Here is a 23,327-nt window from a genome sequence, read left to right as displayed (position 1 = left end):
CCGATGATAGTGCGGATTCCCGTGTGAAAGTAGGTAATCGTCAGGCTCCCCTGCAGCATCAGAAACCCCACCCCACAAAGGTGGGGTTTCTGCGTTTACGGCGCAAAAACCAGCCATCTGAAAACATCGCCGCCGTGAGACTTTGCTCGAAGCGCTCCGGTTCTTCCGGTATCACTCCTTCCCGATCCGCAGCGCGTTCGCGTACCCCGTCAACTCCAGATACGCACGTCCAACGTCCGCGCCGTCACGGCTCACCCGCACTGCACCTTCCCAATACACTGCGCCGGTCGATTGGCGGGAATCGAGTTCCTGGTCGTCCATCAGTGGATCGAGGCGCCACGTAAACGCGCCGGTTTTGACCGTCATCGACACGGGATACGACGTGTTCGTGCGTGGCGAGCGCCATGTGCGAACTGGAGTGAAATCGACCTGATCGCGGCCGAACGTCGTCACCTGACCGTCGCGATTTCTGAGTGCGGCATGTGCCCATATTGCGTGTCCATCGCGACTGCGAACCTTGAATGCCATCAAGGCTGAACCGTCCGTCAGATTGGCGCCGAGCCAATCCCATCCGACCGCGTCGGCATCGAGCAGCGTGCTGGACCATTCGTGATCGAGCCACGCGGCGCCGGTAACGGCCGTTTCGCCCGTCGATTTGCTGCCTGCCGCGACCGGTCGAACTACGCTGCCAGTCACGCGCAATTGCGGCTCGCTGTAGTAATAGCTCGCCTGTTCGGGCCGTGGACCCTTGAGCGAGTAGCCGCGTTTGCCCTGGACCAAAGGAGCTTGTGTCGGTGTCAGCGCGAGGTGCAGCGCGAATCCGTTCGCGTCCACTGTAACGTCGTAGTGGCCGTCGCCGGCCCGGACGATTTTCCATGCATCGAGTTTGACGTCAGTATTGTCCGGCTTCGCGTACGCCAGCCCGAAGCCTTGGCGGGCAATGCGCTGATCGTGCGTCAGATGACCAGCCGCAGGATCGCTTAACGCGGCATGGGCAATGATCAATTGCGACGGTGCGAACGCACTCGGGTCCGCTGCGTCGTGACCGGTTGCCGAGCGAAAGAATGTGATCTGGAAACCGAGGGGGTGATTGTCCGGTGTAGTGAGCCAGCCTGTTGCGTACCACCATTCGGTGCGAAAAGCCGCGTGTGCGCCGGTGTCCTGCGGAAAGACGACCGGATGGTCCGGCGTGACCGCTGCGAACTCGGGTGTCGCAGCGACCGCGGATGCAGTAGCGATCAAACCCAAGCAAAGCAACGCCGCATGAATCGCTGCGCTCAGCCTTCGTGCACTTGCCAGGTGCGGCGGCGCAGCCGATGACCGGCCTGGAACGCTGTGCGCCAGGCGGACGCGACCAGTTCGATAAGAGCACGCAGTCACTCGACACGTCACTTGATACATCGCTCGATACGCCGATCCATACGTCGCTCCATACGCCGCGTCATACATCGATTCCCGCACCATCTCACGCGACAACCTGCCCATCACCAATCCTCCTTCACCGCCCGCACCGCATCCACCGACACCGCGCCTCGTCCCGCAATCACCGCCGTCGAACACGACGAAGCCAGCATCACCAACGCAACCGTGCCGAGTACGGTCCATGGAACGTGCAGTGACATGCTCCAATGAAACGACTGCGGATTGACGACGAACACCAGGATCAAACTGATCGCGAATCCAAGAACGAAGCCCATCGCGATGCCGCAAGCGGTGAGCATCCCACCTTCGAGCGCAAGGATCGCGAGAACCTGCGAGCGGGTCACGCCCACATGCCGCAGCATGCCGAACTCACGGGCCCGCGCGAGTGTCTGCGCGGAAAACGTCGCCGCGACGCCGAACAGGCCGATCACAATCGCGACCCCCTCGAGAAGATAAGTGACGGCAAAACTTCGATCGAAAATGACCAGCGTACGCGCGCGGATTTCGCCCGGTTGCGACAGGTTCAGCGATGCACTGAAGGGCAGCGCACGCAGGCCGGCCATCACGCGTTCTACGCTCGTTCCCGGTTGAACGGTGACGGCCACATCCGTCGCGCCTGTGTCGGCGGTTAGGCGCCGGTAATCCGGAAGCCGTATCTGAATCGCGCCTGTCTGCCGCACGTAGTCACGCCATACGCCGGCTACAACGAACACGTGACCGCGCTCGCCGAGCGGCAACTGCACGCGTTGACCGAGCTTATATCCGTACAGATCGACCATTGCTTCGGATACCCAAACAGGTGTCTCGCCCTCATGGAATGCGGAAGGCGGCAGTACCGCCCCGGTCATCTGCAGATTTACACCTGGATCGGCAGCGTCGATTTCACGGGCGAGTACGGCGATGTCCGGCCGTGCAGGGGCGAGCGTGAGATGCGAGGTGCGGGCAAACGCCGCAGTCTTGATGCCGGGCACGGTGCTCAGCAGAGTCTGTTCGTCGGGGCGCAAGCCACCGGTGTCGCCGTTCGGCGCCACGCGAACGTACAGATCGGCCGAGAGCAGGTGGCCCAACCAGTCTTCGACAGAAACACGGAAGCTGGCCACCATGATCGCCATTGCGACGATCAGCGCGAAGCTCGACAGCACGCCGCCCATCGCGATCGATGCATGGCCCGGCGCATTCGCGAGACGCGCCAATGCCAACGTGCTCGCCGCGCCGGCCTGCCGCCGCGCGCCGAGAGCACGGCTTGCGGCGCCAAAGATCAAAGCGGTCACGCGCGGCATCAGCGCAATCCCGCCGACCAGCAACAGCGCGACAGCCAGATAGCCACCGACAGGCGCATCGAACAACGGCGGCACCTGCGTGAGCAAGGCGGCAACCAGCAGACATGTCAACGCGGGCCACGGCGTAGCGAGTCGCGCCAGTGCGCCTTCCTCGGCGCCGGCTTTGAGCGCTGCTGCCGGTCGCGCACGTGCCGCCTCCAATGCAGGGGCAAGACTGCCTAATACCGACACGGCGATGCCAAGCGTCAGAAATAGTGCGGTCGCGATCGGTTCGACACCGACGTGCGGTTGCACGCCAGGAAAATAGCCGCCGCCCAGATCGCTGCCGAAAAAGCGCAACGCACCGCTCGCCATCGCATAGCCGAGCGCGAGTCCGGATAGCGAACCGAGCAGGCCGAGCAGCGCGCCTTCCATCAGGATCTGGCGCAACAACTGGCCGCGCGTCAGTCCAAGCACGCGCAACATCGCGAACTGTGCACGGCGCCGCACGACGCCCAGTGCCTGCGTCGAAAACACGAGAAACGCGCCGGTGAAAAGCGCCACCAGCGCGAGCACGTTCATATTGATCCGATAAGCGCGCGACAGACGATCGGTGCGGCTTTCGGCGTCGCGCGTCTCGGAGATCACCCACCGCCCGCCAAGCCGCGCTTGCAGATCACGCTTGAAGCGTTCGCGATCGACGCCCCGTTCAAGTTGCACGTCGATGCGCGACAGCTTGCCCACCTTGCCGAATTTCCACTGAGCGGCGGCAATATCCATCACCGCGAGCCGCTGACCCGGCCGCGTTCTCACGAGACCGCCGGCCACACGAAAGTGCACGATCGACGTGCCGCTTTGCAGTGCCACGTCATCGCCGATCTTCACGTTCAACCATTGTTGCGCCGCCGCCGAGAGAAACACCGTATCGGCCGCGAGCGTATCGAACGGCCGATCCGTTGACGGCACCCCAATCAGATCAGGCGCAATGCGGCTTGCCTTGAAGACGTCGACGCCGAGCACGGGTAGTGCGGCGCTCTGATCCGGCACGGTGACATCGAGCGCGAGTACGGGACTCGCCAGCGCCACGCCAGACTCAGTCGACAAACGCGGATAGATGGATTCGTCGAATAAAGGTTGCGCACCGCGCACCTGCAGATCGGCCTCGCCCGACAGACTGCGCGCCGCCGCCGAGAATTCATTGAAGGCCGCGCTGTTGATCAATTGAACGGCATAGCCAAGCGCGACGCCGAGCGCGATCGTTGCGATCGCAACCAGTGCGCGTCCACGGTGACTGCGCCACTCTGCGCCCAACAGCCAACGCGCGAGCATGCGATGACCTCGCATACGCTGCAGCGGCCGTGGGTCAGCGTGCATCATCGGCTGAACGCGCAGCGGATCGAGCGTCGGGTGGCGAGCCGGAAAAGGCGGTGCGTCCGGACGATGCGTGCAAACCGCCGTCGCTCAGAATCAGGATACGGTCTGCCACTGCCGCGGCTGCCTCCGAATGCGTGACCATGATGGTGGCCGCGCCGGTTGCCTTGCTTTGCGTGCGGAACAAGCCGAGTACCTCGTGTGCGGTATCGGGATCGAGGTTGCCGGTGGGTTCGTCGGCGAGAATCAGTTTCGGACGATGCACGAGCGCCCGCGCTATGGCGACGCGTTGCAACTCGCCGCCCGACAACTGCCGCGGAAAATCATCGCCACGGCCGCTCAAGCCGACGGCCGCGAGCATATCGAGCGCGCCGGCCGTGGGCAGCTCGTTTAGCAGCAGCGGCAGAGCGACATTCTGCGCAAGTGTCAGATGAGGCAGTACGTGAAACGCCTGGAACACGAAGCCCAGTTTCTGGCGGCGCAACCGCGTTGCCGCGTTGTCATCCAGACGCGAGACTGCGCTGCCGTCGATGATCACGTCGCCGCTATCCGCGCTGTCGAGCCCTGCAATGAGATTCAGCAGCGTCGATTTGCCGACGCCGGAGTCACCCATGATCGCGACGAATTCACCCGGCGCGAGCGTGAAATCGAGGTGCGCCAGCACGATGCGGCCGGCGCCGTAGGCCTTGCCAAGCCCACGGCATTCGAGCGCGGGAACGACACCTTCATCACGAAGCAGCATGCGGTATCCAATAAGTCTGGCCGGTGAGGGCGGCGTCCAATCGTGCGAAGAACTACCGTGCTACGCACGAGCGCCGGCCCCTGAACCGCCGAAGTATATTCGGGTTCTGTAAGGCTCGCAGGCGAGCGCCGCCATCGCCCGATACCTGTCTGACAATGGGAAGGCAGGTAGATCGACAGGGTCTTTTCGGGCTCGCGCCGACACTTCTTTAGAGTGCCGGATCAAAAAAAATTTCTGCTCGTGGATACGCTAAATTTTCGCCTGCGGCTCGAAATCGGCTTTGATGGCGCGTCGTGCACCAGAATGATTTATTTCGGTGCGATCGTCGCGTCGAAGCGGTTGTGCAAGAGTGGCTAATCGCCCGCCAACTGCCTTCTTCTACATGTAAAAGGCATGGTGTATACCCTGACGAAATTGCTTTGTGCGTCTGCACATTTTTTGGCGTTTCGCAAGAGCAGGCGTGGCAACAACGCATTACCAAGGGCTTTGCAGCGTTGTTGCGCTGCAAAAGTATTCTTATCTTGGTAATCTCCCACCTTGGTCATTCGACTGCGGGTAAACGTGAGGCAGGCAGCACCGCTTCGACGTCAATTTCAGCGAAATCCAACCTACATTTCCATTTCAATGCTTTCGTTTTCGAAGGCATTGATGCGGCGTTTTGTATTTCAAGTTTTCAACAGAACACATGCCATTGCCTCCGCTTCTTAGCCTACTCATCTGGATCCCTATTGTCGCCGGCCTCGTGGTTTTGCGTGCCGGATCGGACGCGGCGCGTAGCCGCACGCGATGGCTCGCGTTGATCGGCGCGATAGCGGGCTTCCTGCCGGTGATTCCGCTCGTGTCGAATTTCCGCAACGACGTGACGTCGATGCAGTTCGTCGAGAACGTCCGCTGGTCACCTACGTTCGATATTGCATGGCATGTGGGGGTGGATGGGATTTCGCTGTGGCTCGTCGCGTTGACCGCGCTGACCACGATCATCATCGTGGTCGCCTCGTGGGAGTCGATCACCGAGCGCACCGCGCAATACTTCGGCGCGTTCCTGATGCTGTCGGGTTTCATGCAGGGCGTGTTCACGTCGATGGACGGCATGCTGTTCTTCATCTCGTTCGAGGCGACGCTGATTCCGTTGTACCTGCTGATCGGGACGTGGGGCAATTCGAACCGCTCGTATGCCGCGGTGAAGTTCTTCTTCGTCTCGTTCCTCGGCTCGCTGATGATGCTGATGTCGATGCTGTATCTGTATGCGCAGACGCACAGCTTCGACCTCGCGCTGTGGCGCGAAACGCGCCTCGGCACGTGGCCGCAAGTTCTGATCTTCCTCGGCTTCCTTGCGGCGTTCGGTGTGAAGGTGCCGATGTGGCCGCTGCATACGTGGCTTCCTGACGTCCACCTCGACGGCCCGACCGGCGCCGCCGTGATGATCGGCATGCTCAAGCTGGGCGGCTACGGCCTGCTGCGTTTCGCGTTGCCGATCGCCCCGCAGGCCAGCCATTTCTTCGCGCCGATGATGATCACGCTGTCGCTGGTCGCGGTGATCTATTCGAGCCTGCTGGCGCTCGTGCAGACCGACATGCGCCGCCTACTTGCGTATTCGACGATCGCGCACATGGGCCTCGTGACACTCGGCCTGTTTGTCTTCAACCGCATCGGCCAGGCCGGTGCGATCGTGCAGATGCTGTCGTACGGCGTGGTGTCCGGCGCGATGCTGCTGTGCACGGGCATGCTCTTCGACCGCACGAAGACGGCTTCGATCGCTGAATACGGCGGCGTTGCCAACACCATGCCGCGCTTCGCCGCGTTCGTGATGCTGTTCTCGATGGCCAATATCGGCCTGCCGGGCACCTCGGGTTTTGTCGGCGAGTTCATGGTGTTGATGGGCGCGATCCGCTTCAATTTCTGGATCGGCGCCATCGCGGCCTCCACGTTGGTTCTGAGCGCGGCCTATACGCTGTGGATGTACAAGCGCGTGATTTTCGGCGCGATTGCCAATGCACGCGTCGCGAAGCTGCAGGACCTCGGCAAGCGCGAGTTCGTGTTGCTCGGCGCGATGGCTTTGCTGGTGCTGGCCATCGGCATCAATCCGAAGCCTTTCACCGATGCAATCGACCCGTCGGTCGGCACGCTGCTGGCGCAATCGGAACGCAGCCTGCATCCGTCGGACTCCGTTCCGGCTGACGGTGGCGAGCATCTGCAGGCTGCGGCGCCCGCTACTGTCGCGGCACGCACGCCGGGCTGATCGAAACAAGCGTGTGTTGCAAGTGCAGCATCCTTCGCCAGGATGCTGCCGGCGCGAACGCGCTTTTTCGCATCCATACACACGTCCTTTTCGAGCATCCGGCGCAGCGTAACCGTTCAGGTAACACTGCGTTCTAGTGCTTGTTTAAAGGGACTTTTGTGATCCGGTGATTCCGCCGGTACTTTGCAATAGCGCATTGCGAACCCTCACGCGCGCATAGGTATGCGGCAACATGTCACACGGTGTTGCGCTGCAATAGATCGTTGCGAAAACGAGTGTTTATATCCCCTTGACGACCCCCTATTATGCGATCGCTTACTAAGGGAGAGCGGTCGAATGACGTTCGTTGAAGTCGTGGAAGAAAGGCAATGGATATGAAAGGAAAGACGCTGCGAGGGTCGACAGGTTTCCTTTCCGCCGGCCTCGTGTTGTTGCTCTCGGGTTGCAGCAACCTCGATATTTTGAATCCGAAGGGGAGTGTGGGTCTGGCGGAACGTGAGCTGATTGCCACGTCGGTCTGGGCCATGCTGATCGTGGTCGTTCCGGTTATCGCGCTCACGCTGCTGTTCGCATGGCGCTATCGCGCGTCGAACCGGAATGCCGAATACAAGCCGGGCTGGGTGCATTCCACTGGCATCGAAATCGCCATCTGGACGATTCCAACGCTGATCATTCTGTTCCTCGCCGTGCTGACGTGGAAGAGCACGCACGAGCTCGATCCGTATAAGCCGCTCGAATCGCAGGTCAAGCCGATCAACGTCGAAGTCGTCGCACTCGACTGGAAGTGGCTCTTCATCTATCCCGACCTCGGCATTGCATCGGTGAACCAACTGGCGTTCCCGGTCGGCACGCCGGTGAACTTCCTCATCACGTCCGACACGGTGATGAACTCCTTCTTCATTCCGCAACTCGGCGGCCAGATCTACGCGATGGCAGGTATGCAAACGCGTCTGCATCTGATCGCCGACGAGGCCGGCAACTACGCAGGCACCGCGGCGAACTTCAGCGGCAAGGGTTTCTCGGACATGAAGTTCCGCGCGCTCGCCACGTCGCCCGACGAGTTCAACGCGTGGGTCACCAAGGTACGCGCCTCGTCCGACCGTCTCGACATGGACCGCTATCACGCGATGTCGGCGCCTACGGAGAAGGAGCCGGTGCGCTACTTCTCGTCGGTCGATCCGAAGCTCTTTCACAACATCATTGCCCGATACAACAACGGTAACGTCCTCGACAACATGAACGACGCCAACTGTGCGCCTAAGGGTAAGGGGTAACGCATGTTCGGAAAACTTACGCTCGATGCGATTCCGTACCACGAGCCAATCATCGTGGGCGCAGGCATCTTCATGGCGCTCGTCGGGTTGGCCGTGCTCGGCACGGTCACCTATCTCGGCAAATGGCGCTACCTGTGGACGGAATGGCTGACCTCCGTCGACCATAAAAAGCTCGGCATCATGTACATCATCGTGGCGATGATCATGCTGCTGCGCGGCTTCTCGGACGCGATCATGATGCGTCTGCAACAGGCGCTCGGCTATATGAGCCCTGGCTATCTGCCGCCGCATCACTACGACCAGGTGTTCACCGCACACGGCGTCATCATGATTTTTTTCATGGCGATGGCGTTCATGATCGGCCTGATGAACCTGATCGTGCCGCTGCAGATCGGCGCGCGCGACGTCGCGTTCCCCTTCATCAACTCGTTGAGCTTCTGGATGACCGCGGTCAGTGCGATTCTGATCAACGTGTCGCTGGTGATCGGTGAATTCGCACAAACGGGCTGGCTGGCTTATCCGCCGCTATCGGAATTGCAGTTCAGTCCGGGTGTCGGGGTCGACTACTACCTGTGGAGTTTGCAGTTGTCCGGTATCGGCACCTTGCTCACCGGCGTGAACTTCTTTGCGACGATCGTGAAGATGCGCGCCCCGGGCATGACCTGGATGAAGATGCCGGTGTTCACGTGGACCGCGCTCTGCACCAACGTGCTGATCATGGCCTCGTTCCCGATCCTGACCGTGACGCTCGCGCTGCTCGGTCTGGACCGTTACCTCGGCATGCACTTCTTCACGAACGACGGCGGCGGCAACGCCATGCTGTACCTGAACCTGATCTGGGCATGGGGTCACCCGGAGGTGTACATCCTGATCCTGCCGGCGTTCGGTATTTTCTCGGAAGTCGTGGCCACCTTCGCCAAGAAGCCGCTGTTCGGCTACAAGACGATGGTGTGGGCGACCTGCGCGATCATGGTGCTGTCGTTCCTCGTGTGGCTGCACCACTTCTTCACGATGGGTTCGGGCGCTGACGTCAACGCGTTCTTCGGCATTGCGACGATGGTGATTGCGATTCCGACCGGCGTGAAGGTGTTCAACTGGCTGTTCACGATCTACAAGGGCCGCCTGGAATTCACCACGCCCGTGCTGTGGACGATCGGTTTCATGATCACGTTCACGATCGGCGGGATGACCGGCGTGATGATGGCGATCCCGGGCGCGGACTTCGTGCTGCACAACAGCCTGTTCCTGATCGCTCACTTCCACAACGTGATCATCGGTGGCGTGCTGTTCGGTTATCTGGCCGGTTTCAACTACTGGTTCCCGAAAGCGTTCGGTTTCAAGCTGAACGAGAAACTCGGCAAGGCTGCGTTCTGGTTCTGGCTGGTCGGCTTCTACGTCGCCTTCATGCCGCTGTACGTGCTCGGCTTCATGGGCATGACGCGTCGTCTGAACCATTACGACAATCCGGCATGGCATCCATGGCTGATCCTCGCTGCGTTCGGCGCAGGGCTGATCGCCATCGGTATTGCCTGCCAGTTGGCGCAGTTGTACGTCAGTATCCGCGACCGCAATCTGCCGGAAAATCGCGACGTCTCGGGCGATCCGTGGGATGGTCATACGCTGGAATGGGCGATGAGCTCGCCGCCGCCGGTGTACAACTTCGCGCTCATCCCGACGGTGCGCAAGCTGGACGCGTTCACCGATATGAAGTCGCGTAAAACGCAGCAAAAAGAGCCGGTGTATCGCGACATTCATATGCCGTCGAATACGTCAGCGGGTCTGCTGGTTGGCCTGTTTTCGCTGGCGCTCGGTTTCGCCGGTGTGTGGCACATCTGGTGGCTTGCGATCGTCGGCCTGGTCGGCGCGATCGGCACGGTGATCGTCTATAGCTTCCAGGACAACGACGGCTATTACATCCCGGCCGACACGGTCGCGTTGATTGAAGAAAAACGCGCCGGCGCTGGTGCCCACATTGCGGTAGAGGTGGACTGATGCTACAGAAGACTATTGCGGTTCAGCCGCATCTCGCGCCGGACCATGTGCCGTCGCAATCGGTATTCGGTTTCTGGCTGTACCTGATGACCGACTGCATCATCTTTGCCGCGCTCTTTGCCGTATTCGCGGTGATGGGCCACCAGTTCGCGGGTGGCCCGACCGGCAAGGATCTGTTCGAGATCCCAGGCGTCGCGCTTGAAACCTCGATGCTGCTGCTGAGCAGTATCACGTACGGCTTCGCGATGCTGGGCGCGCACAAGAACAGGAAGAGCGTGCTGCTCTTCTGGCTCGGCGTGACGTTCCTGCTGGGTCTCGCGTTCCTCGTGCTGGAAATGCGCGAGTTCTCGCACCTGATCGCAGAGGGTGCGGGTCCGAGCCGCAGCGCGTTCCTGTCGTCGTTCTTTACGCTGGTCGGCACGCACGGTTTGCACGTGACGTGTGGCCTGATCTGGATGGTGGTGCTCGCCGTGCAGGTGATGCGTCATCGCGATCTGACCGAACGCGACATGATTCGCCTGACGTGCCTGAGCCTGTTCTGGCACTTTCTGGACGTCGTGTGGATTGGCGTCTTCACCTTTGTCTATCTTGCGAGCGTGATCTAAATGGACCATAGCCATCACTCACACCTGGCACACCCGGACGAAGGACACGGGGGGGAAAGTCACGGCAGCTTCGGCAGCTATACGGTGGGTTTCATTCTCTCCGTCATCCTGACTGCCGCGGCTTTCGGTCTCGTCCTCAACGGGACGTTGACCGGCGAGAACGCTCTGCTTGCGATCGCAGGCCTCGCGTTCGTGCAGATCGTCGTGCATCTGATTTTCTTCCTGCACATGAACGCGTCGTCGGCACAGCGCTGGAACGTCATGGCGTTCGGCTTTACGGTGCTCACGGCCGTGATTCTGATCGTCGGGTCATTGTGGATCATGCATAACGTCAGCATGCACATGATGTCCCGCTAGGCGGAAAACGCCGTAGGTCGAGAAGAAGCCCCGCAAGGTGAAAACCTTGCGGGGCTTCTTCATGCATTCCGAAGGCGCACGATTCGGACACCGCGCCGCGATTCAGGATTGACCGGCCTCGAAACACACGTTAGCATCGTTTCCATGATCGCTTCTATCCATTCCCGTTCGCATTCTTTGCACGCATGCTGTTGCAGCCTGCCAAGGGGAGCGTGCGTCTAGCGAGTCGATCTGACCACGTCCGCGTCCCTGAGGCCACCCGTCACAAGACCGGTGGTTTTTTTGTTTCTTACACGCTCAACACCACAGGAATTCACATGCCACTCGTCCTGTACGACACCTGGTCGCGCGCCTTACGCGCTTTCACGCCGATTCAAGCGGACCATGTGGGCCTGTATTGCTGCGGCCCGACCGTGTACGACCACGCGCATATCGGCAACCTTCGAACCTACGTGTTCGAAGACGTGCTGCGACGCGTGCTGACATTGAACGGCTACGCCGTGCGGCACGTCGTCAATATCACCGACGTCGGTCATCTGGTTTCCGATGCCGACGAAGGCGAAGACAAAATGGAGAAGGGCAGCAGGCGGACCGGCGAATCGGCGTGGGCGATCGCCGAGCGATATACCGAAGCCTTCATGAACGACTGGCGCGCGTTGAACCTGCTCGAACCTGCCCTGTGGTGCCGCGCGACTGATCACATCGCCGAGCAGATCGACTTCATTGCCGAACTCGAACGCAAAGGCTATACGTACCGCACGGTCGACGGCGTCTACTTCGACACGAGCAAGTCAGTATGACTCCCGTGGCAGCAAGGCTGGCCGCCGTGGGGAAGTGAAGCGCGGGTTAGCATGCTGCCAGAGCCGCAAGAGTGTGGCCGGAGCCACCACTCAACGGTTTGTTTCCGGCACGGAGGCCAGCATGAACCAGGATAGCACGTTGTACGTTGGGCTGGATGTTCACAAGGACTCGATCACGGTTGCCTACGCGATCGGCCTGGACGACGTGGAACTGCTCGGCAAGACCGGCACGACGCAGATCGAAGTCGATCGCCTGTGCAAGCGGTTGCAGTCGAAAGCCCGCCATGTTTACGTTGTCTATGAGGCCGGCCCTTGTGGTTATGGCCTGCATCGCCGGCTTGTCGGGAAAGGCTTCGATTGTATGGTCTGTGCGCCATCGCTGATTCCGAAAAAGCCCGGCGATCGCGTCAAGACCGACCGGCGTGACGCGATCAAGCTCGTGCGCTCGCTGCGAGCCGGCGATCTGTCCGCAGTGCACGTGCCGACCGTGGAAGACGAGGCGTTTCGCGATCTGGCCAGGGCGTGGTCGTCCGTCCGGGACGATCTGAAGCAAGCACGCCAGCGGCTGAAGTCTTTCCTGCTGTCGCACGGCGTACAGTACTCCGGCCGGGCAAATTGGGGCCCGGCCCACCGGCGCTGGCTGAGTACCCTTTCATTCGACAGTACCTGGCAGCAACTGACGTTCAATGAACACCGGCGTACGATCGAGGACCGGCTGGCGCAATGCGAACGGCTGGAAGTGGCGCTACGGGAAGCCGTCGCTGGCTGGCGGTTCTATCCGGTGGTACTGGCGTTGCAGGCGATGCGCGGCATCCAGTTCACGTCGGCGGTGGGACTGGTGTCCGAACTGGGCGACCTGTCGCGCTTTGAACACCCGCGCCAGTTGATGGCGTGGCTCGGCGTCACGCCGTCGGAGCATTCTTCGGGCGACAAGCGACGTCAGGGCAGTATCACCAAGGCCGGCAACAGTTATGCAAGAAAGCTGCTGGTCGAATCAGCCTGGAGCTACCGACATCCGGCACGTGTAAGCGTTGACATCCAGAGACGGCATGAAGGTATTCCCAAGGCCATTATTGATCGCGCCTGGGATGCGCAACTGCGGCTGTGTCGTCGCTATCGCAAACTGGTGGCGCGAGGCAAGAGCCCCCAGGTTGCAATCATCGCGGTCGCCCGTGAACTGGCCGGCTTCATCTGGGACATTGGCCGGATGGGGATGACCCTGGCGGTACCGCAAAGCGGTCAGCCGGCGTAACGCGTGCAAATAACCACACAAGTGCATGTAACCACCCAACACCCACACACTCCGGAGAGTTTCCTGAAGGCGGCGTAGCCCGGTATTCGAGTAACCCGCGCTCCTGTTTGGCAACGGCATCACGCCGACTTGCGTAGCAAGAAAGCGGCAGGCTCATGACACGGACCTCTGTAATGCGGTATCCAATCCGCGAATATCAGCGTGATCCACCGTCGTTAGATTTGCTGCTACGCCGCCCTCAGGAAATTCAAAAAACGTTTATGAAGAAAAAAACCTGAAAATCGCCCACTTGACACGGGGAGTCATATCAACAGGACGATTACGGCTTTCTCGCACGTCTCGATGTCGCTGGCCTGCAGGCCGGCAAGCGTGTTGCGCTGGGAGAGAAACAGCACGCGACGGATTTCGCGCTGTGGAAATTCAGTCCGCCGGACACCATGCGGCAAATGGAGTGGGAGAGCCCGTGGGGCAGGGGCTTTCCCGGCTGGCATATCGAATGCTCGGCGATGTCGGCAAAATACCTGGGCCCATGGTTCGATATTCATTGCGGCGGAGAGGATCACATCGCCGTGCATCACAGCAATGAAATCGCGCAGACTCAGGCACGGCATGGAACCCGCCTCGCGAACTTCTGGATGCACGGCCATTTCCTCACGCTGGACGCCGGCAAGATGTCGAAATCGGGAGGCGACTTCGTGCGTTTGCAGACGTTGATCGATCGAGGCATCGATCCGCTCGCCTATCGCTACTTATGCCTCGGCGCGCATTACCGGAGCACGCTGCGCTTCAATCTCGACGCGCTCGATGCCGCGCAATCCGCGTTGGACCGTTTGCGTCGAGCTTATGTGCAATGGCCGGAAGGAGGCACGCCCGATGCAAATAGCGTCGAACGTTTCAAGGCTGAGGTCGATCAGGATCTGAATCTGCCGCGCGCGCTTGCTGTTCTGTGGGATGTGGTGAGAAGCGATCTCCCGGCGGCGACGCGCCGTGCGACGGTCGATCGATTCGACGCCGTGCTCGGACTTCGGCTTGCCGACTGGAAGGAAGAAGTGCCTGATATTCCCGCCGATATCGCGCTTCTCTTCGATGAGCGTGAAAAGGCCCGCGCGGCTAGGGACTGGAATGAGGCTGATCGACTGCGTGAGCGATTAGGAGCCGAGGGCTGGATAGTGGAAGACGGTCCGGGTGGGCAGGTGCTGCGTCCGCGCGAGACAGCGAAGTAACGATATCCCGGCGTGGCGGCACTCAGGCTTTTTCAGGCCGGGCGGCTGCCGTGCCCGCATAGCCGACGGCGCATCGCCAGAATTGAACGTCGATCTGTGCGTGCAAAGCGGGGCCATGAAAGTAGACGGGCCGCCATGCTGGCCCGTCTATCTTCATGCGGTTTCTTGCGTGGCCTAAAGCGGCACCACCACCGGCTCAGAGTGGCAAGGCGGCTTGCCGTATGGAAAATGGACAGGCCCACAACCCCAATGGATCGGCGGACACTCCCAGCCACGCCGAACGACGACAGGTGGCATCATTCCGCCGGGGCAAGCCGGCGGCGCTTCTCGCGTGAGGCAGGCGATGCCGCCGCGGACGGATTGCGAAGCCGAGCGATCGAGTTCGTCGACGCAGGGCAGGTCTTTGAGGACTAGCGCTTTCATGGTGGATCTCCGGCAAGGTTGGATTGGCAGTGAGCCCGGGTAGCGCCGCGCTCATTGGTTCCCATTGCACACACCATGCCATCCACCGCAACGCCGCATGCCGCCCACATCCGCCGGTCTCGCGAGCGCAAGATGGTTGAGATACACCGACTCGTGACGCTACGATGTTGGCGCACTACCAACAGCTACGGTCGGTATGGCGAACGAGACCGACCGTCTCGCGGTCGGATATCGCGTGCCGATCGATCCCGCCTTCGAGTAACGTCGTCGAGTAAGGGCGCGCGCCCTCAACCCTGCACACCGCGCCATCCGGCGAGCAGCGCGGGCAAGTCGGCCATGTCCCGAAAGACGTGAACCGCGCCCGCGCCATGCAAGGCCGTGGCGCTGCTGTGGCTCAGTTCTTTCGGACAATAGCCGAACACGGTGGCACCGGCGGCCACGCCTGCAGTCACGCCCGTGACGGTATCGTCAACTACTGCGCAACGTTGCGGTGCTACGCCCAGGCTGGCGGCCGCGGCGAGATAGACATCGGGATACGGCTTGTTGCGCGGTGTTTCGTGACCGCTGGAGATGCGCCCTTCAAAGCAGTCGAGAATGCCGGCCTTCACCAGTTGCAATTCCACTTTGATGCGATCGGCGCCGGACGCGACAGCAATGCGTCCGTTGAGCGACGCGTAAAGCGCGCGCACTGCCGACGCCGCGCCATCGATCGCCACCAGCTCGCGATCGAGCGCCTCATTGCGGCGCGCACGAAATTGCATGAGCCAATCCGTCGTAATCGCGAAGCCGGTGCGCGCTTCGATGAGTGCGGCTTCATCCCTGACGGCCTTGCCGACAAAAATTTGCATCGCCTCTTCAACGCTCAATTGCCAGCCTAACTCGCCGAGCATCTCGGTCAGCACGCGGTTGGTGATGGGTTCGGAGTCGACGAGCACGCCGTCGCAGTCGAAGAGTACGGCGTCGAAAGGGAAATCGGCCATCGGGCAGGGTATGGATAGAGGTCGCGGAACCGGCAAGGATACCTCACCGGCTCGCGCGACGCTGCGCAACGGCCCTGGTGGGAATCAGGACCCTGCAGCCTTGTACCCGTCACTCAGCGTTTTCATAAACGCGATGATGTCCTGAATATCCTGATCCGTCATGGCCGGCTGATCCCCGAACTTGCGATCGAACGGCGCATCGGCAACGTCGACATTGGCGTGATACTGGGCCGGCAGATCGTTGTACTTCTGTACCTTGCCCGAAGCATCGCGCGGATAGATCTTCTCAGGCGCCGTGTTGCGCAAGTTGTAGAAGTCCATGACTTGCTTGAGGTCGTGATACACGCCGTTGTGGAAGAACACCTTGCGCTCGGCAGCATTGCGCAGGGTCGGCGTCAGGAACATCCCGCAGTACTGCGTCTCCTTCGTCATGTCGTCGCGGAATGGCCCGCACACGCCCATATCGAAGAACTTCGGATCCTTGTTCGCTGGAATGGCCGGATTCCGCGGCACGCCAAGCGCCTCGTACTGAGTGTCGGTAAACACGGGCGGCAAGCCATCCTTGCTAGGCTGACTCAAATGGCAGCCCGCACAATTAGCCTTGTCCTTATCGTTGAACAACTGCAAGCCGTGCAATTCAGCATGGGTCAGCCGCGCTTTACCTTCGAGCCAGTAATCGTACTTGCTGGTAAAGGCATGGAACGACTGATCCTCGGTCTGATACCGTCCCACCGCGAACATGGCTTCCGAGATCAGCAGGCTCGGATTATTGACGACGCCCGGCCCGAAGATCTGTTTGAACTGTTCCAGATATCTGGTTTGCAGCAGCTTGCGCGCGACATCCTCTTGCGTCGCGTTGGCCATCTCCACTGGATTCATCAGCGGACCGATCGCCTGGATTTGCAGCGTATCGGCGCGGCCGTCCCAGAACAGTCCGCCTTGCGGTACCATCGCCGGGGCGGCGGGCGCGGCAAGCGCCGTCTTCTGTGCGCGCTGCACGCCGGCGGCCTGTGTCGCCAGTTGGGTCATATCGACGGGCACGTCGGTATCGCCCTGATCCGGCCCGATGCTGAACGGCGCCTGGCGGTACAGATACGTCAGCGACGGCGGCGGCCGGTAGCCGGCCTGATCCATGTGCGCGCCGCCGAGTTGGACCGGGAACGCGTTATCCGGCGCATATGAATGCTGTGGCGAGTGGCATGACGCACACGATTGCATACCCGATGCCGACAACGTCTGGTCGAAGAAAATCTGTTTGCCGAGCAGCGCAACCGCGCTCAGCGGCGCGTCTTGCGGACGCATCAAATGAATCGGATGAGGATTCGCGCCGGTGATTTCCTCGACGATCGAGCCAACTGCGGGCGGCATCCGTTCCGGGTAGACGAGCGCGTACGCGCAAACCACGACGAGCGCGAGCACGATGCCGGCGGCGCTCCACGCAAGCAGCCTGAGCCAGGCGCGACGGGTAATGACGGGACCCGGCTCACCGCCGGCAGGCAAATGCGGGGGCAGCAGGGCGTCTGAAGGATGATTCATGGCGGTAGTGACAAGTAACTCGATCGGGTGCGATCAAAAAGCAAATCGAGCCAGCACGTTTGCACTGGCTCGACGCCCAACTACAGCTTGATGTGTTTCGTGCTCTTCTTCGCGCGGCGCTTGGTGTCGTCATGCACGAGCAGCGCTCGTACATGACTTGACGGCAGGTGCACCGGAAGGGCAGTCCGCACGTTTGCGGGTCAGCTAGCCGGCGGCGCCGACAGTTTCGTACCCAGGTTCTCGTCCAGATACACCGTCGGATTGTTGCCCGAGCCCGAGAAGTTGAACATGTTCATGATGCTGCCCGCCGTGGCATCGAACGAACCGTTGCCAAGGCGTTGACCGCCGAGCCAGTTGTCCTCGATGAACTTGACCACGGACGCCTGGGTGATCGGCGTATCGTCGACGAAGTTGACCTTCGCCCACGGCGACACCACGATAAACGGCGTGCGCGTACCCGGGCCGCAACGGCCGTTCACCGCACCGCCATTCACACCCTGCGGTTGAACCGCGCCTGTTGCCGTGCACTGGCCCGTGCCGCTCAGGTTGTCGGTGCCGGCGATCGTTGCGCCGCCCGCGGATTGCGCCGTGGTCGAATCGAACGACGAGCTCGTCGGTGCCATGTAGCGGTGATCGTACCAACCGTCCGAATCGTCGTAGGCGATGATCACGGCGGTGTTCTTCCAGTCAGGCTGTTGCTGCAGGAAGTTGATCACCTTCGTGACGAAAGCCTGTTCGTCGATCGGGTCCGAGTTGCCCGGGTGACCGTCGCCGACTGCCGGCGCCTTCAGGAAGCTCACCGACGGATAGTTGCCCGCCTTCACCGCGGCGAAGAAGTCGTCGGTGTCGTACTGGTGGTGAACCGGCGTTGCCGTGTTGTCGAGCGGATCGGTCGCGCCGATCAGTGCCGTCGAAGTCGGACGTGTGTGCTTGAGGTTGGCCGTGCTGGCGTAGTACTGGAACCACGCGTGATGTTGCACGTAGTCGACCTTGGTCGCGTTCAGCACTTGCGAGAACGTCGAGCGTGCGCAACCGGTCGTGCCGTTGGCATTGGTGGTCGTCAGATTGAAGCCGCCCATGAAGCCGCCCCACGTCAGGCCCTTCGCGTTGAGCAGGTCGCCGATGTTCTTCGATGTCATCGCACCCGTCACCGCGCTGCCTGCCGCGATCGTGCAGACGTCACCGGTCGGGTCCAGGTCGCCGACCATCGTGAAGCCGCCGGCCGAGTCAGGAATCGCGTTGGCCGAGGTTCCGCCCGTCACCACGACACCGTTATTCTGGCCCGAAATGACTTCGAGTGCGCCAGGCGTCGACGGACCGTACGTGTCCGTGTACGCGTTCTGGTTCATCGCGAAGTTCTGCGCGTAGTTCCACATTGCCGTGACCGTGTTGCCGTCGAAGTAACCGAGCACCTGGCCCTTCGTGGCGAACGCGCCGGTGCTGCCGGCAATGGTCGAACCCGACGCCGTGAACAGCGGGAACGAGTCCATCGCGCCGTTGTTATACGCGAGCTGTTCCGCGGCATACGCGTGGTTCTGGCTCGACGTATTGGCTTGCGAACGATCGAGACGGAACGGCAGCAGGTCGGCGGCCGGCAGGCCGAGACCCGCGATCGTCACCGCGCCGACCGTGCGGCCTGCCGTGTTCGGTGAGGTCGACAGCGCGTTCGGGTTCGCTGCGATCAGGTTGTTGGTGCTGAGGTTGTTGACCGACGGCGTGCCTGCGGCCGCACTGAATTGCGGCTCGCCGACCGGGTTGTTGGCTTGCGGGTAGGTTGCGAAGTAGTGGTCGAACGAGACGTTCTCGCCGAAGATCACCACCACGTGTTTGATCGGCGTGGCCGTCGTGACGGCATCCTGCGCCGACACCGAGACTACCGGCGTCGATGCAGCCGCCGGCGTGGACGCCGTCGAGTTCACGCTATTGTTGCCGCAAGCTGCGAGCGCAAGCATCGCGGCAAACGGGATGGGTAAGAGGGTTCTACGGAACATGTGACTGGCTCCAGATTCGACTTCGCCGTTCAGCGTTTCCAGTAATGCACGTGTGGATGTTCGCTGGGGATATTGTTAGAAATACAGCTAAGGTGTCTTACCGCTAGAAACTGGGCGCATTGAAACACCCGCTGATTAAGATTTGAGGGCGCGAACATTACGTCACCTATCGGCTGCCATTCATTTCAATAACGCTTGCTGTCGTTCCGCTTGCGCGGGGCCGAGGTGTAAAGGCTGTTCTGGCCTCCACGATTCGCATGCTTGCGCGCGATTCTTTCAATGACAATCAAAGCGACGGATTTTTCGGGCTACTGCGTTCAAGAAGAAACGCAGCCGCTTCTGGCTTCAGTTCTTATGGGAGAAACCAACATGACATCGACCAAACCGGTCCGCCTTCTGACTTCCGTGCTCGCTGCAGCGATTACGTGCGCTGCCGCACTGACGGCTGCGCCGGCTTTCGCGCAGGCGGTGATCGTCGCGCCGATGGCGCCGCCGCCGCCGCGCGTCGAAGTGATGCCGGCGCCGCGTGCCGGCTACGTCTGGGATCAGGGCCGCTGGCGTTGGGACCACGGCCGTTATGTGTGGGTGCCGGGCCACTGGCAGCCGGTGCGCGTCGGCTATCGCTGGGTGCCGGGGCATTGGGTGCAGCGCGGACCTAACTGGCGCTGGGTCGAAGGCCATTGGGCCTGAACGTTGAGCACCGTGGTGCTCTTACGCGCGCTGTGGAGTCGCATGCCTTGAGCGAACGGGATCCCGATGCGGAATTGCTCGAGGGGGTGGCCCGGCAAGACCCGGCCGCCGTCCGCTCGCTCGTCGCGCGCAAGCTGCCGCGTCTGCTCGCACTCGCCACGCGCATGCTGGGGGACCGCATGGAAGCGGAAGACGTGGCGCAGGAGGTCTTCGTGCGGATCTGGAAACAGGCTTCGCGCTGGCGGGAAGGCGAGGCGAAGGTCGATACGTGGGTCCATCGTGTCGCGCTCAATCTTTGCTATGACCGTCTGCGCGGCCGCCGCGAAGTCCCGCAAGACGACATGCCCGACGAGATCGACCCCGCCGCGTTGCCCGACGCCGCGCTTGAAGCGCGCGCCCAGGACAAGCGCGTTCGCGAGGCGCTTGCCGCATTGCCGGCACGACAGCGCGAGGCGCTGGTGCTGAATTACTACCAGGAGATGTCGAACATCGACGCTGCCGCCCTGATGGGCATCACGGTCGATGCGCTGGAAAGTCTGCTGGCACGTGCGCGCCGCAATCTGCGCGCCCAACTGGCCGGCAGCGGCCTTAGCAAGGACAAATCATGACGCCCGAAAGATTCCATCAGATCGTCGAAGCCTACGGCGCCGATCCGCGCCGCTGGCCGCAACACGAACGCGCGGCGGCAGAGGCCTGGGCCGCGGCGCATCGTGCCGAGGCCGACGCGTTGCTGGCGGACGCGGCCGGCCTCGATGCATGGCTGGCCGCCGACAAGGTCGATCCGCCTGGCGCGGCATTGCAGCAGCGCATCATCGGCAGCGCACCGGTGCGGCGGCCGAGCGCACCACGCCGGAAATTGTGGTGGTCGGGTGCGGCGGTGGCAGGCGTCGGCGTGCTGGGCGGAGTGGCCGGCGCCTTCGCGGTCTCGTTCTTTGTGTTGACGGGGACGGTTCCGCAAATGCACGAGTCCTCTTATTTAACTTCGAGTTTCGGTGGTTCGTCCGCCGATTGGAGCGGCGAATGAACGGCCGGTCATGGAAAATCGTGCTGGTGGCTTCGCTGGTGCTCAACGTGTTTCTGCTGGGCGCGATTGTCGGGGGTGCTTATCAATGGTTTGCGGCGCATGGCGCGACTACCACGGTGCTGGCGCAGCAGCGCACGGCGTTGCGCTTTGCTGCCGAAACGCTGCCGGCCGAGCGTCAGAAGGCTTTTATCGACGGCCTGAAGAATGCGCGCCGCGAGGGCAAGCAGTTTGCCCGCGAGGGCCGTGAGGGACGTCACGAAGTGTTGCGTTTGCTCGCCGCGCCGCAGTTCGATCGCGCGGCACTGGACGCAGCGTTGGCCCGCACGCGTGAGGCCGACAGCAGCTTGCGCGCGCAAGTGGAGGGCAGTGTGGCGGATTTTGCGGCGACGCTGTCGCCTGAGGAGCGCATCCAATTCGCCGACAGCCTGAAGCTGCGCGGACAGTGGCGTGAACCGCAGCAGGCCGCCAACGCGAACAAACCACCGAAGCCGGCCGCAAGTGAATCTTCGAGTGAATCGTCGGGCGAATAAAAAATTCTGAACGGCCGCGACGGATTTGAGCGTGGCGGTCGTTTAAAGAAATATCCAACGCCCAAGAGGATGGTATGGCCACATCACCGAACATGAATGCCGCGGCGATTGCGCTGAACCGCTTCGGCCTCGGCGCGCGTGCCGACGATACGCCGCCCGCCGACCCGAAGGGATGGCTGCTCGCGCAGTTCGAGCAATATCAGCCGCGGCCTGCCGCGTGGGCGAGCCAGCCTGATTCGGTGGCACTGTCCGGCGAACTGGCACAGCAGCGCATGCAGTTGAATCAACTGAACCGGCAGACCCAACAGAACGCCAACGAAGGCGCAGCCGCCAGCCAGACGAATGCGCAAACCAACCCGCAAACCAACCCGCAAACCACCGGGCAAAGCGCATCAGAAACCGCCGCACAAACTGCTAAGCAAGCCGAACGAAAAGCGCTGCGCGGGGAAATTCTCGACATGTACCGTTCCTCGGTGAACGCGCGGGTTGCTAGCGCGCTGACCACAGAGACGCCTTTCATCGAGCGGCTGGTTCATTTTTGGGCGAATCACTTCGCGGTGTCGACGGAAAAGCCCGCCGTCGCGGCACTGGCCGGTTCATTCGAAGCGGAAGCGATCCGCCCGCACGTGCTTGGCCGTTTCGAAGACATGCTGGTCGCCGTCGAACGTCATCCGGCCATGCAGTTGTTTCTCGATCAGACGCGTTCGGTTGGGCCGGACAGCATGGCGGCCATGCGCGCCGCGGAGCGCAATCCGAACGTCAAACGCGGTCTGAATGAGAACCTGGCGCGCGAAATTATGGAGTTGCACACGCTCGGCGTGCGCAGCGGCTATAGCCAGGACGACGTCACCGAATTCGCCCGCGCGCTGACCGGCTGGAGCCTTGCCGGCAATCCGGGCAATCCTGGCAATGCCGGCAACCCGCGCGGGCAGGGTCTGCAGACGAACGCCGCTCCAGGCACGTTTGTGTTTCGCGTCGCGCTGCACGAACCGGGTTCGCGAACCATCATGGGCCGCCGCTACGACCAGCCGGGAGAAAAGCAGGCGCTGGCGATCCTGCACGACCTCGCGAGCGCGCCCGCGACGGCGCAGCACATCGGCGGCAAGCTTGCCCGTCACTTCGTCGCGGACAATCCGCCGCCGGACGTAAGCGAGCGATTGGCGAATGCGTTCGCGCGCAGCGGCGGCGATCTGCCGACCGTGTATCGGACGCTGCTCGACATGCCGCAGGCGTGGTCGCCGGCCGCGGTGAAGTTCAAGACGCCGTGGGAATGGACCATTTCTTCGATGCGCGGGCTCGGCTGGCAGGACATCGGCAACATGCAGGCCGCGCCCATCCTGACGCAACTCGGTCAGCCGGTATGGCGGCCGGGTTCGCCTGCGGGCTACGACGACATTGCCGCGAGCTGGGCGGCGCCCGATGCGCTGGTGCGCCGGGTCGAAGTGGCACAGCGTTTCGCGTCGCGGGTCGGCGACCGGCTCGATGCGCGCTCGCTCGGCCAGACTTTGCTGGCCGGCTCGCTCAGTGCGCCGACTGCCGCGGCCGTGTCGCGTGCCGAAAGCGCATCGACGGCGATCGCCCTGTTGCTGGTCTCGCCGGATTTTCAACGGAGATGAA

Annotated in this window: 18 protein-coding genes and 2 pseudogenes; 13 read left to right on the top strand and 7 right to left on the bottom strand. The window is 61.8% G+C overall.

What is annotated here, in order from left to right; translation table 11 throughout:
- Positions 1–171: 171 nt before the first annotated feature.
- The 3 genes from M0D67_RS31185 to M0D67_RS31175 all read right to left on the bottom strand — a co-directional run bounded on the left by M0D67_RS31185 (position 172) and on the right by M0D67_RS31175 (position 4,794).
- Positions 172–1,257 (bottom strand): lipocalin-like domain-containing protein, encoded by a 1,086-nt coding sequence (locus M0D67_RS31185; RefSeq protein WP_154567132.1) that lies wholly within the window; start codon positions 1,255–1,257, stop codon positions 172–174.
- 227 nt (positions 1,258–1,484) lie between these two features.
- Positions 1,485–4,055: an FtsX-like permease family protein gene (locus M0D67_RS31180; protein ID WP_154567143.1), complete on the bottom strand. Its 2,571-nt coding sequence runs from the start codon at positions 4,053–4,055 to the stop codon at positions 1,485–1,487.
- On the bottom strand, positions 4,045–4,794 hold the full coding sequence (locus M0D67_RS31175; RefSeq protein WP_154567133.1) for an ABC transporter ATP-binding protein: 750 nt from the start codon (positions 4,792–4,794) through the stop codon (positions 4,045–4,047). Before M0D67_RS31175 ends, M0D67_RS31180 begins: the two co-directional genes overlap by 11 nt.
- Positions 4,795–5,479: 685 nt before the next feature.
- Between M0D67_RS31175 and M0D67_RS31170 the strand changes: the two genes are divergently transcribed.
- From M0D67_RS31170 to M0D67_RS31135, 8 genes and pseudogenes are all read left to right on the top strand, one after another.
- Positions 5,480–7,033, top strand: coding sequence for an NADH-quinone oxidoreductase subunit M (locus M0D67_RS31170; RefSeq protein WP_093644582.1), 1,554 nt, complete (start codon positions 5,480–5,482; stop codon positions 7,031–7,033).
- A gap of 374 nt (positions 7,034–7,407) precedes the next feature.
- Entirely contained in the window at positions 7,408–8,307 is a 900-nt protein-coding gene (cyoA, locus tag M0D67_RS31165; protein ID WP_154567144.1) for a ubiquinol oxidase subunit II, read from the top strand.
- Between the two features lie 3 nt (positions 8,308–8,310).
- Positions 8,311–10,299 carry a cytochrome o ubiquinol oxidase subunit I gene (gene cyoB, locus M0D67_RS31160; protein ID WP_154567134.1) on the top strand — a complete coding sequence of 663 codons (1,989 nt, stop codon included), beginning with the start codon at positions 8,311–8,313 and terminating at the stop codon, positions 10,297–10,299.
- Positions 10,299–10,904, top strand: a complete 606-nt coding sequence (gene cyoC / locus M0D67_RS31155; protein WP_154567135.1) for a cytochrome o ubiquinol oxidase subunit III — start codon at positions 10,299–10,301, stop codon at positions 10,902–10,904. Before cyoB ends, cyoC begins: the two co-directional genes overlap by 1 nt.
- On the top strand, positions 10,905–11,261 hold the full coding sequence (gene cyoD / locus M0D67_RS31150) for a cytochrome o ubiquinol oxidase subunit IV (RefSeq protein ID WP_093644557.1): 357 nt from the start codon (positions 10,905–10,907) through the stop codon (positions 11,259–11,261).
- Positions 11,262–11,578: 317 nt separating this feature from the next.
- Positions 11,579–12,052, top strand: a pseudogene (locus M0D67_RS31145) (class I tRNA ligase family protein); the annotation flags it as partial.
- 130 nt (positions 12,053–12,182) lie between these two features.
- Positions 12,183–13,313 carry an IS110 family transposase gene (locus M0D67_RS31140; protein WP_266240873.1) on the top strand — a complete coding sequence of 377 codons (1,131 nt, stop codon included), beginning with the start codon at positions 12,183–12,185 and terminating at the stop codon, positions 13,311–13,313.
- Positions 13,314–13,606: 293 nt separating this feature from the next.
- Positions 13,607–14,536, top strand: a pseudogene (locus M0D67_RS31135) (cysteine--tRNA ligase); the annotation flags it as partial.
- 174 nt (positions 14,537–14,710) lie between these two features.
- Here the strand turns inward: M0D67_RS31135 and M0D67_RS31130 are convergent.
- From M0D67_RS31130 to M0D67_RS31115, 4 genes are all read right to left on the bottom strand, one after another.
- Positions 14,711–14,959 carry a hypothetical protein gene (locus tag M0D67_RS31130; RefSeq protein ID WP_154567137.1) on the bottom strand — a complete coding sequence of 83 codons (249 nt, stop codon included), beginning with the start codon at positions 14,957–14,959 and terminating at the stop codon, positions 14,711–14,713.
- A gap of 287 nt (positions 14,960–15,246) precedes the next feature.
- Positions 15,247–15,939, bottom strand: coding sequence for an HAD family phosphatase (locus M0D67_RS31125; RefSeq protein ID WP_154567138.1), 693 nt, complete (start codon positions 15,937–15,939; stop codon positions 15,247–15,249).
- An 84-nt stretch (positions 15,940–16,023) separates the two neighbouring features.
- Entirely contained in the window at positions 16,024–17,475 is a 1,452-nt protein-coding gene (locus M0D67_RS31120) for a cytochrome-c peroxidase (protein WP_154567139.1), read from the bottom strand.
- A 200-nt stretch (positions 17,476–17,675) separates the two neighbouring features.
- Positions 17,676–19,466, bottom strand: a complete 1,791-nt coding sequence (locus tag M0D67_RS31115) for a phospholipase C (protein WP_266240872.1) — start codon at positions 19,464–19,466, stop codon at positions 17,676–17,678.
- Positions 19,467–19,835: 369 nt separating this feature from the next.
- Here M0D67_RS31115 and M0D67_RS31110 point away from each other — a divergent pair, with 369 nt between their 5' ends.
- The 5 genes from M0D67_RS31110 to M0D67_RS31090 all read left to right on the top strand — a co-directional run bounded on the left by M0D67_RS31110 (position 19,836) and on the right by M0D67_RS31090 (position 23,326).
- Entirely contained in the window at positions 19,836–20,156 is a 321-nt protein-coding gene (locus M0D67_RS31110; protein ID WP_171927196.1) for a YXWGXW repeat-containing protein, read from the top strand.
- Positions 20,157–20,188: 32 nt separating this feature from the next.
- Entirely contained in the window at positions 20,189–20,764 is a 576-nt protein-coding gene (locus M0D67_RS31105; protein ID WP_171927195.1) for an RNA polymerase sigma factor, read from the top strand.
- Entirely contained in the window at positions 20,761–21,180 is a 420-nt protein-coding gene (locus M0D67_RS31100) for a hypothetical protein (RefSeq protein WP_171927194.1), read from the top strand. Before M0D67_RS31105 ends, M0D67_RS31100 begins: the two co-directional genes overlap by 4 nt.
- Positions 21,177–21,710 carry a periplasmic heavy metal sensor gene (locus M0D67_RS31095; RefSeq protein WP_154560739.1) on the top strand — a complete coding sequence of 178 codons (534 nt, stop codon included), beginning with the start codon at positions 21,177–21,179 and terminating at the stop codon, positions 21,708–21,710. The genes M0D67_RS31100 and M0D67_RS31095 overlap by 4 nt, the downstream gene beginning before the upstream one ends.
- Positions 21,711–21,784: 74 nt before the next feature.
- Positions 21,785–23,326 (top strand): DUF1800 family protein, encoded by a 1,542-nt coding sequence (locus M0D67_RS31090; protein ID WP_154560738.1) that lies wholly within the window; start codon positions 21,785–21,787, stop codon positions 23,324–23,326.
- Position 23,327: the final 1 nt, after the last annotated feature.

It is taken from the genome of Paraburkholderia sp. SECH4 (assembly GCF_030511745.1).
Classification (GTDB): domain Bacteria; phylum Pseudomonadota; class Gammaproteobacteria; order Burkholderiales; family Burkholderiaceae; genus Paraburkholderia; species Paraburkholderia madseniana.
Note: the sequence above shows the minus strand (reverse complement) of the source record. Positions and strands in the feature narration are given on the sequence as shown.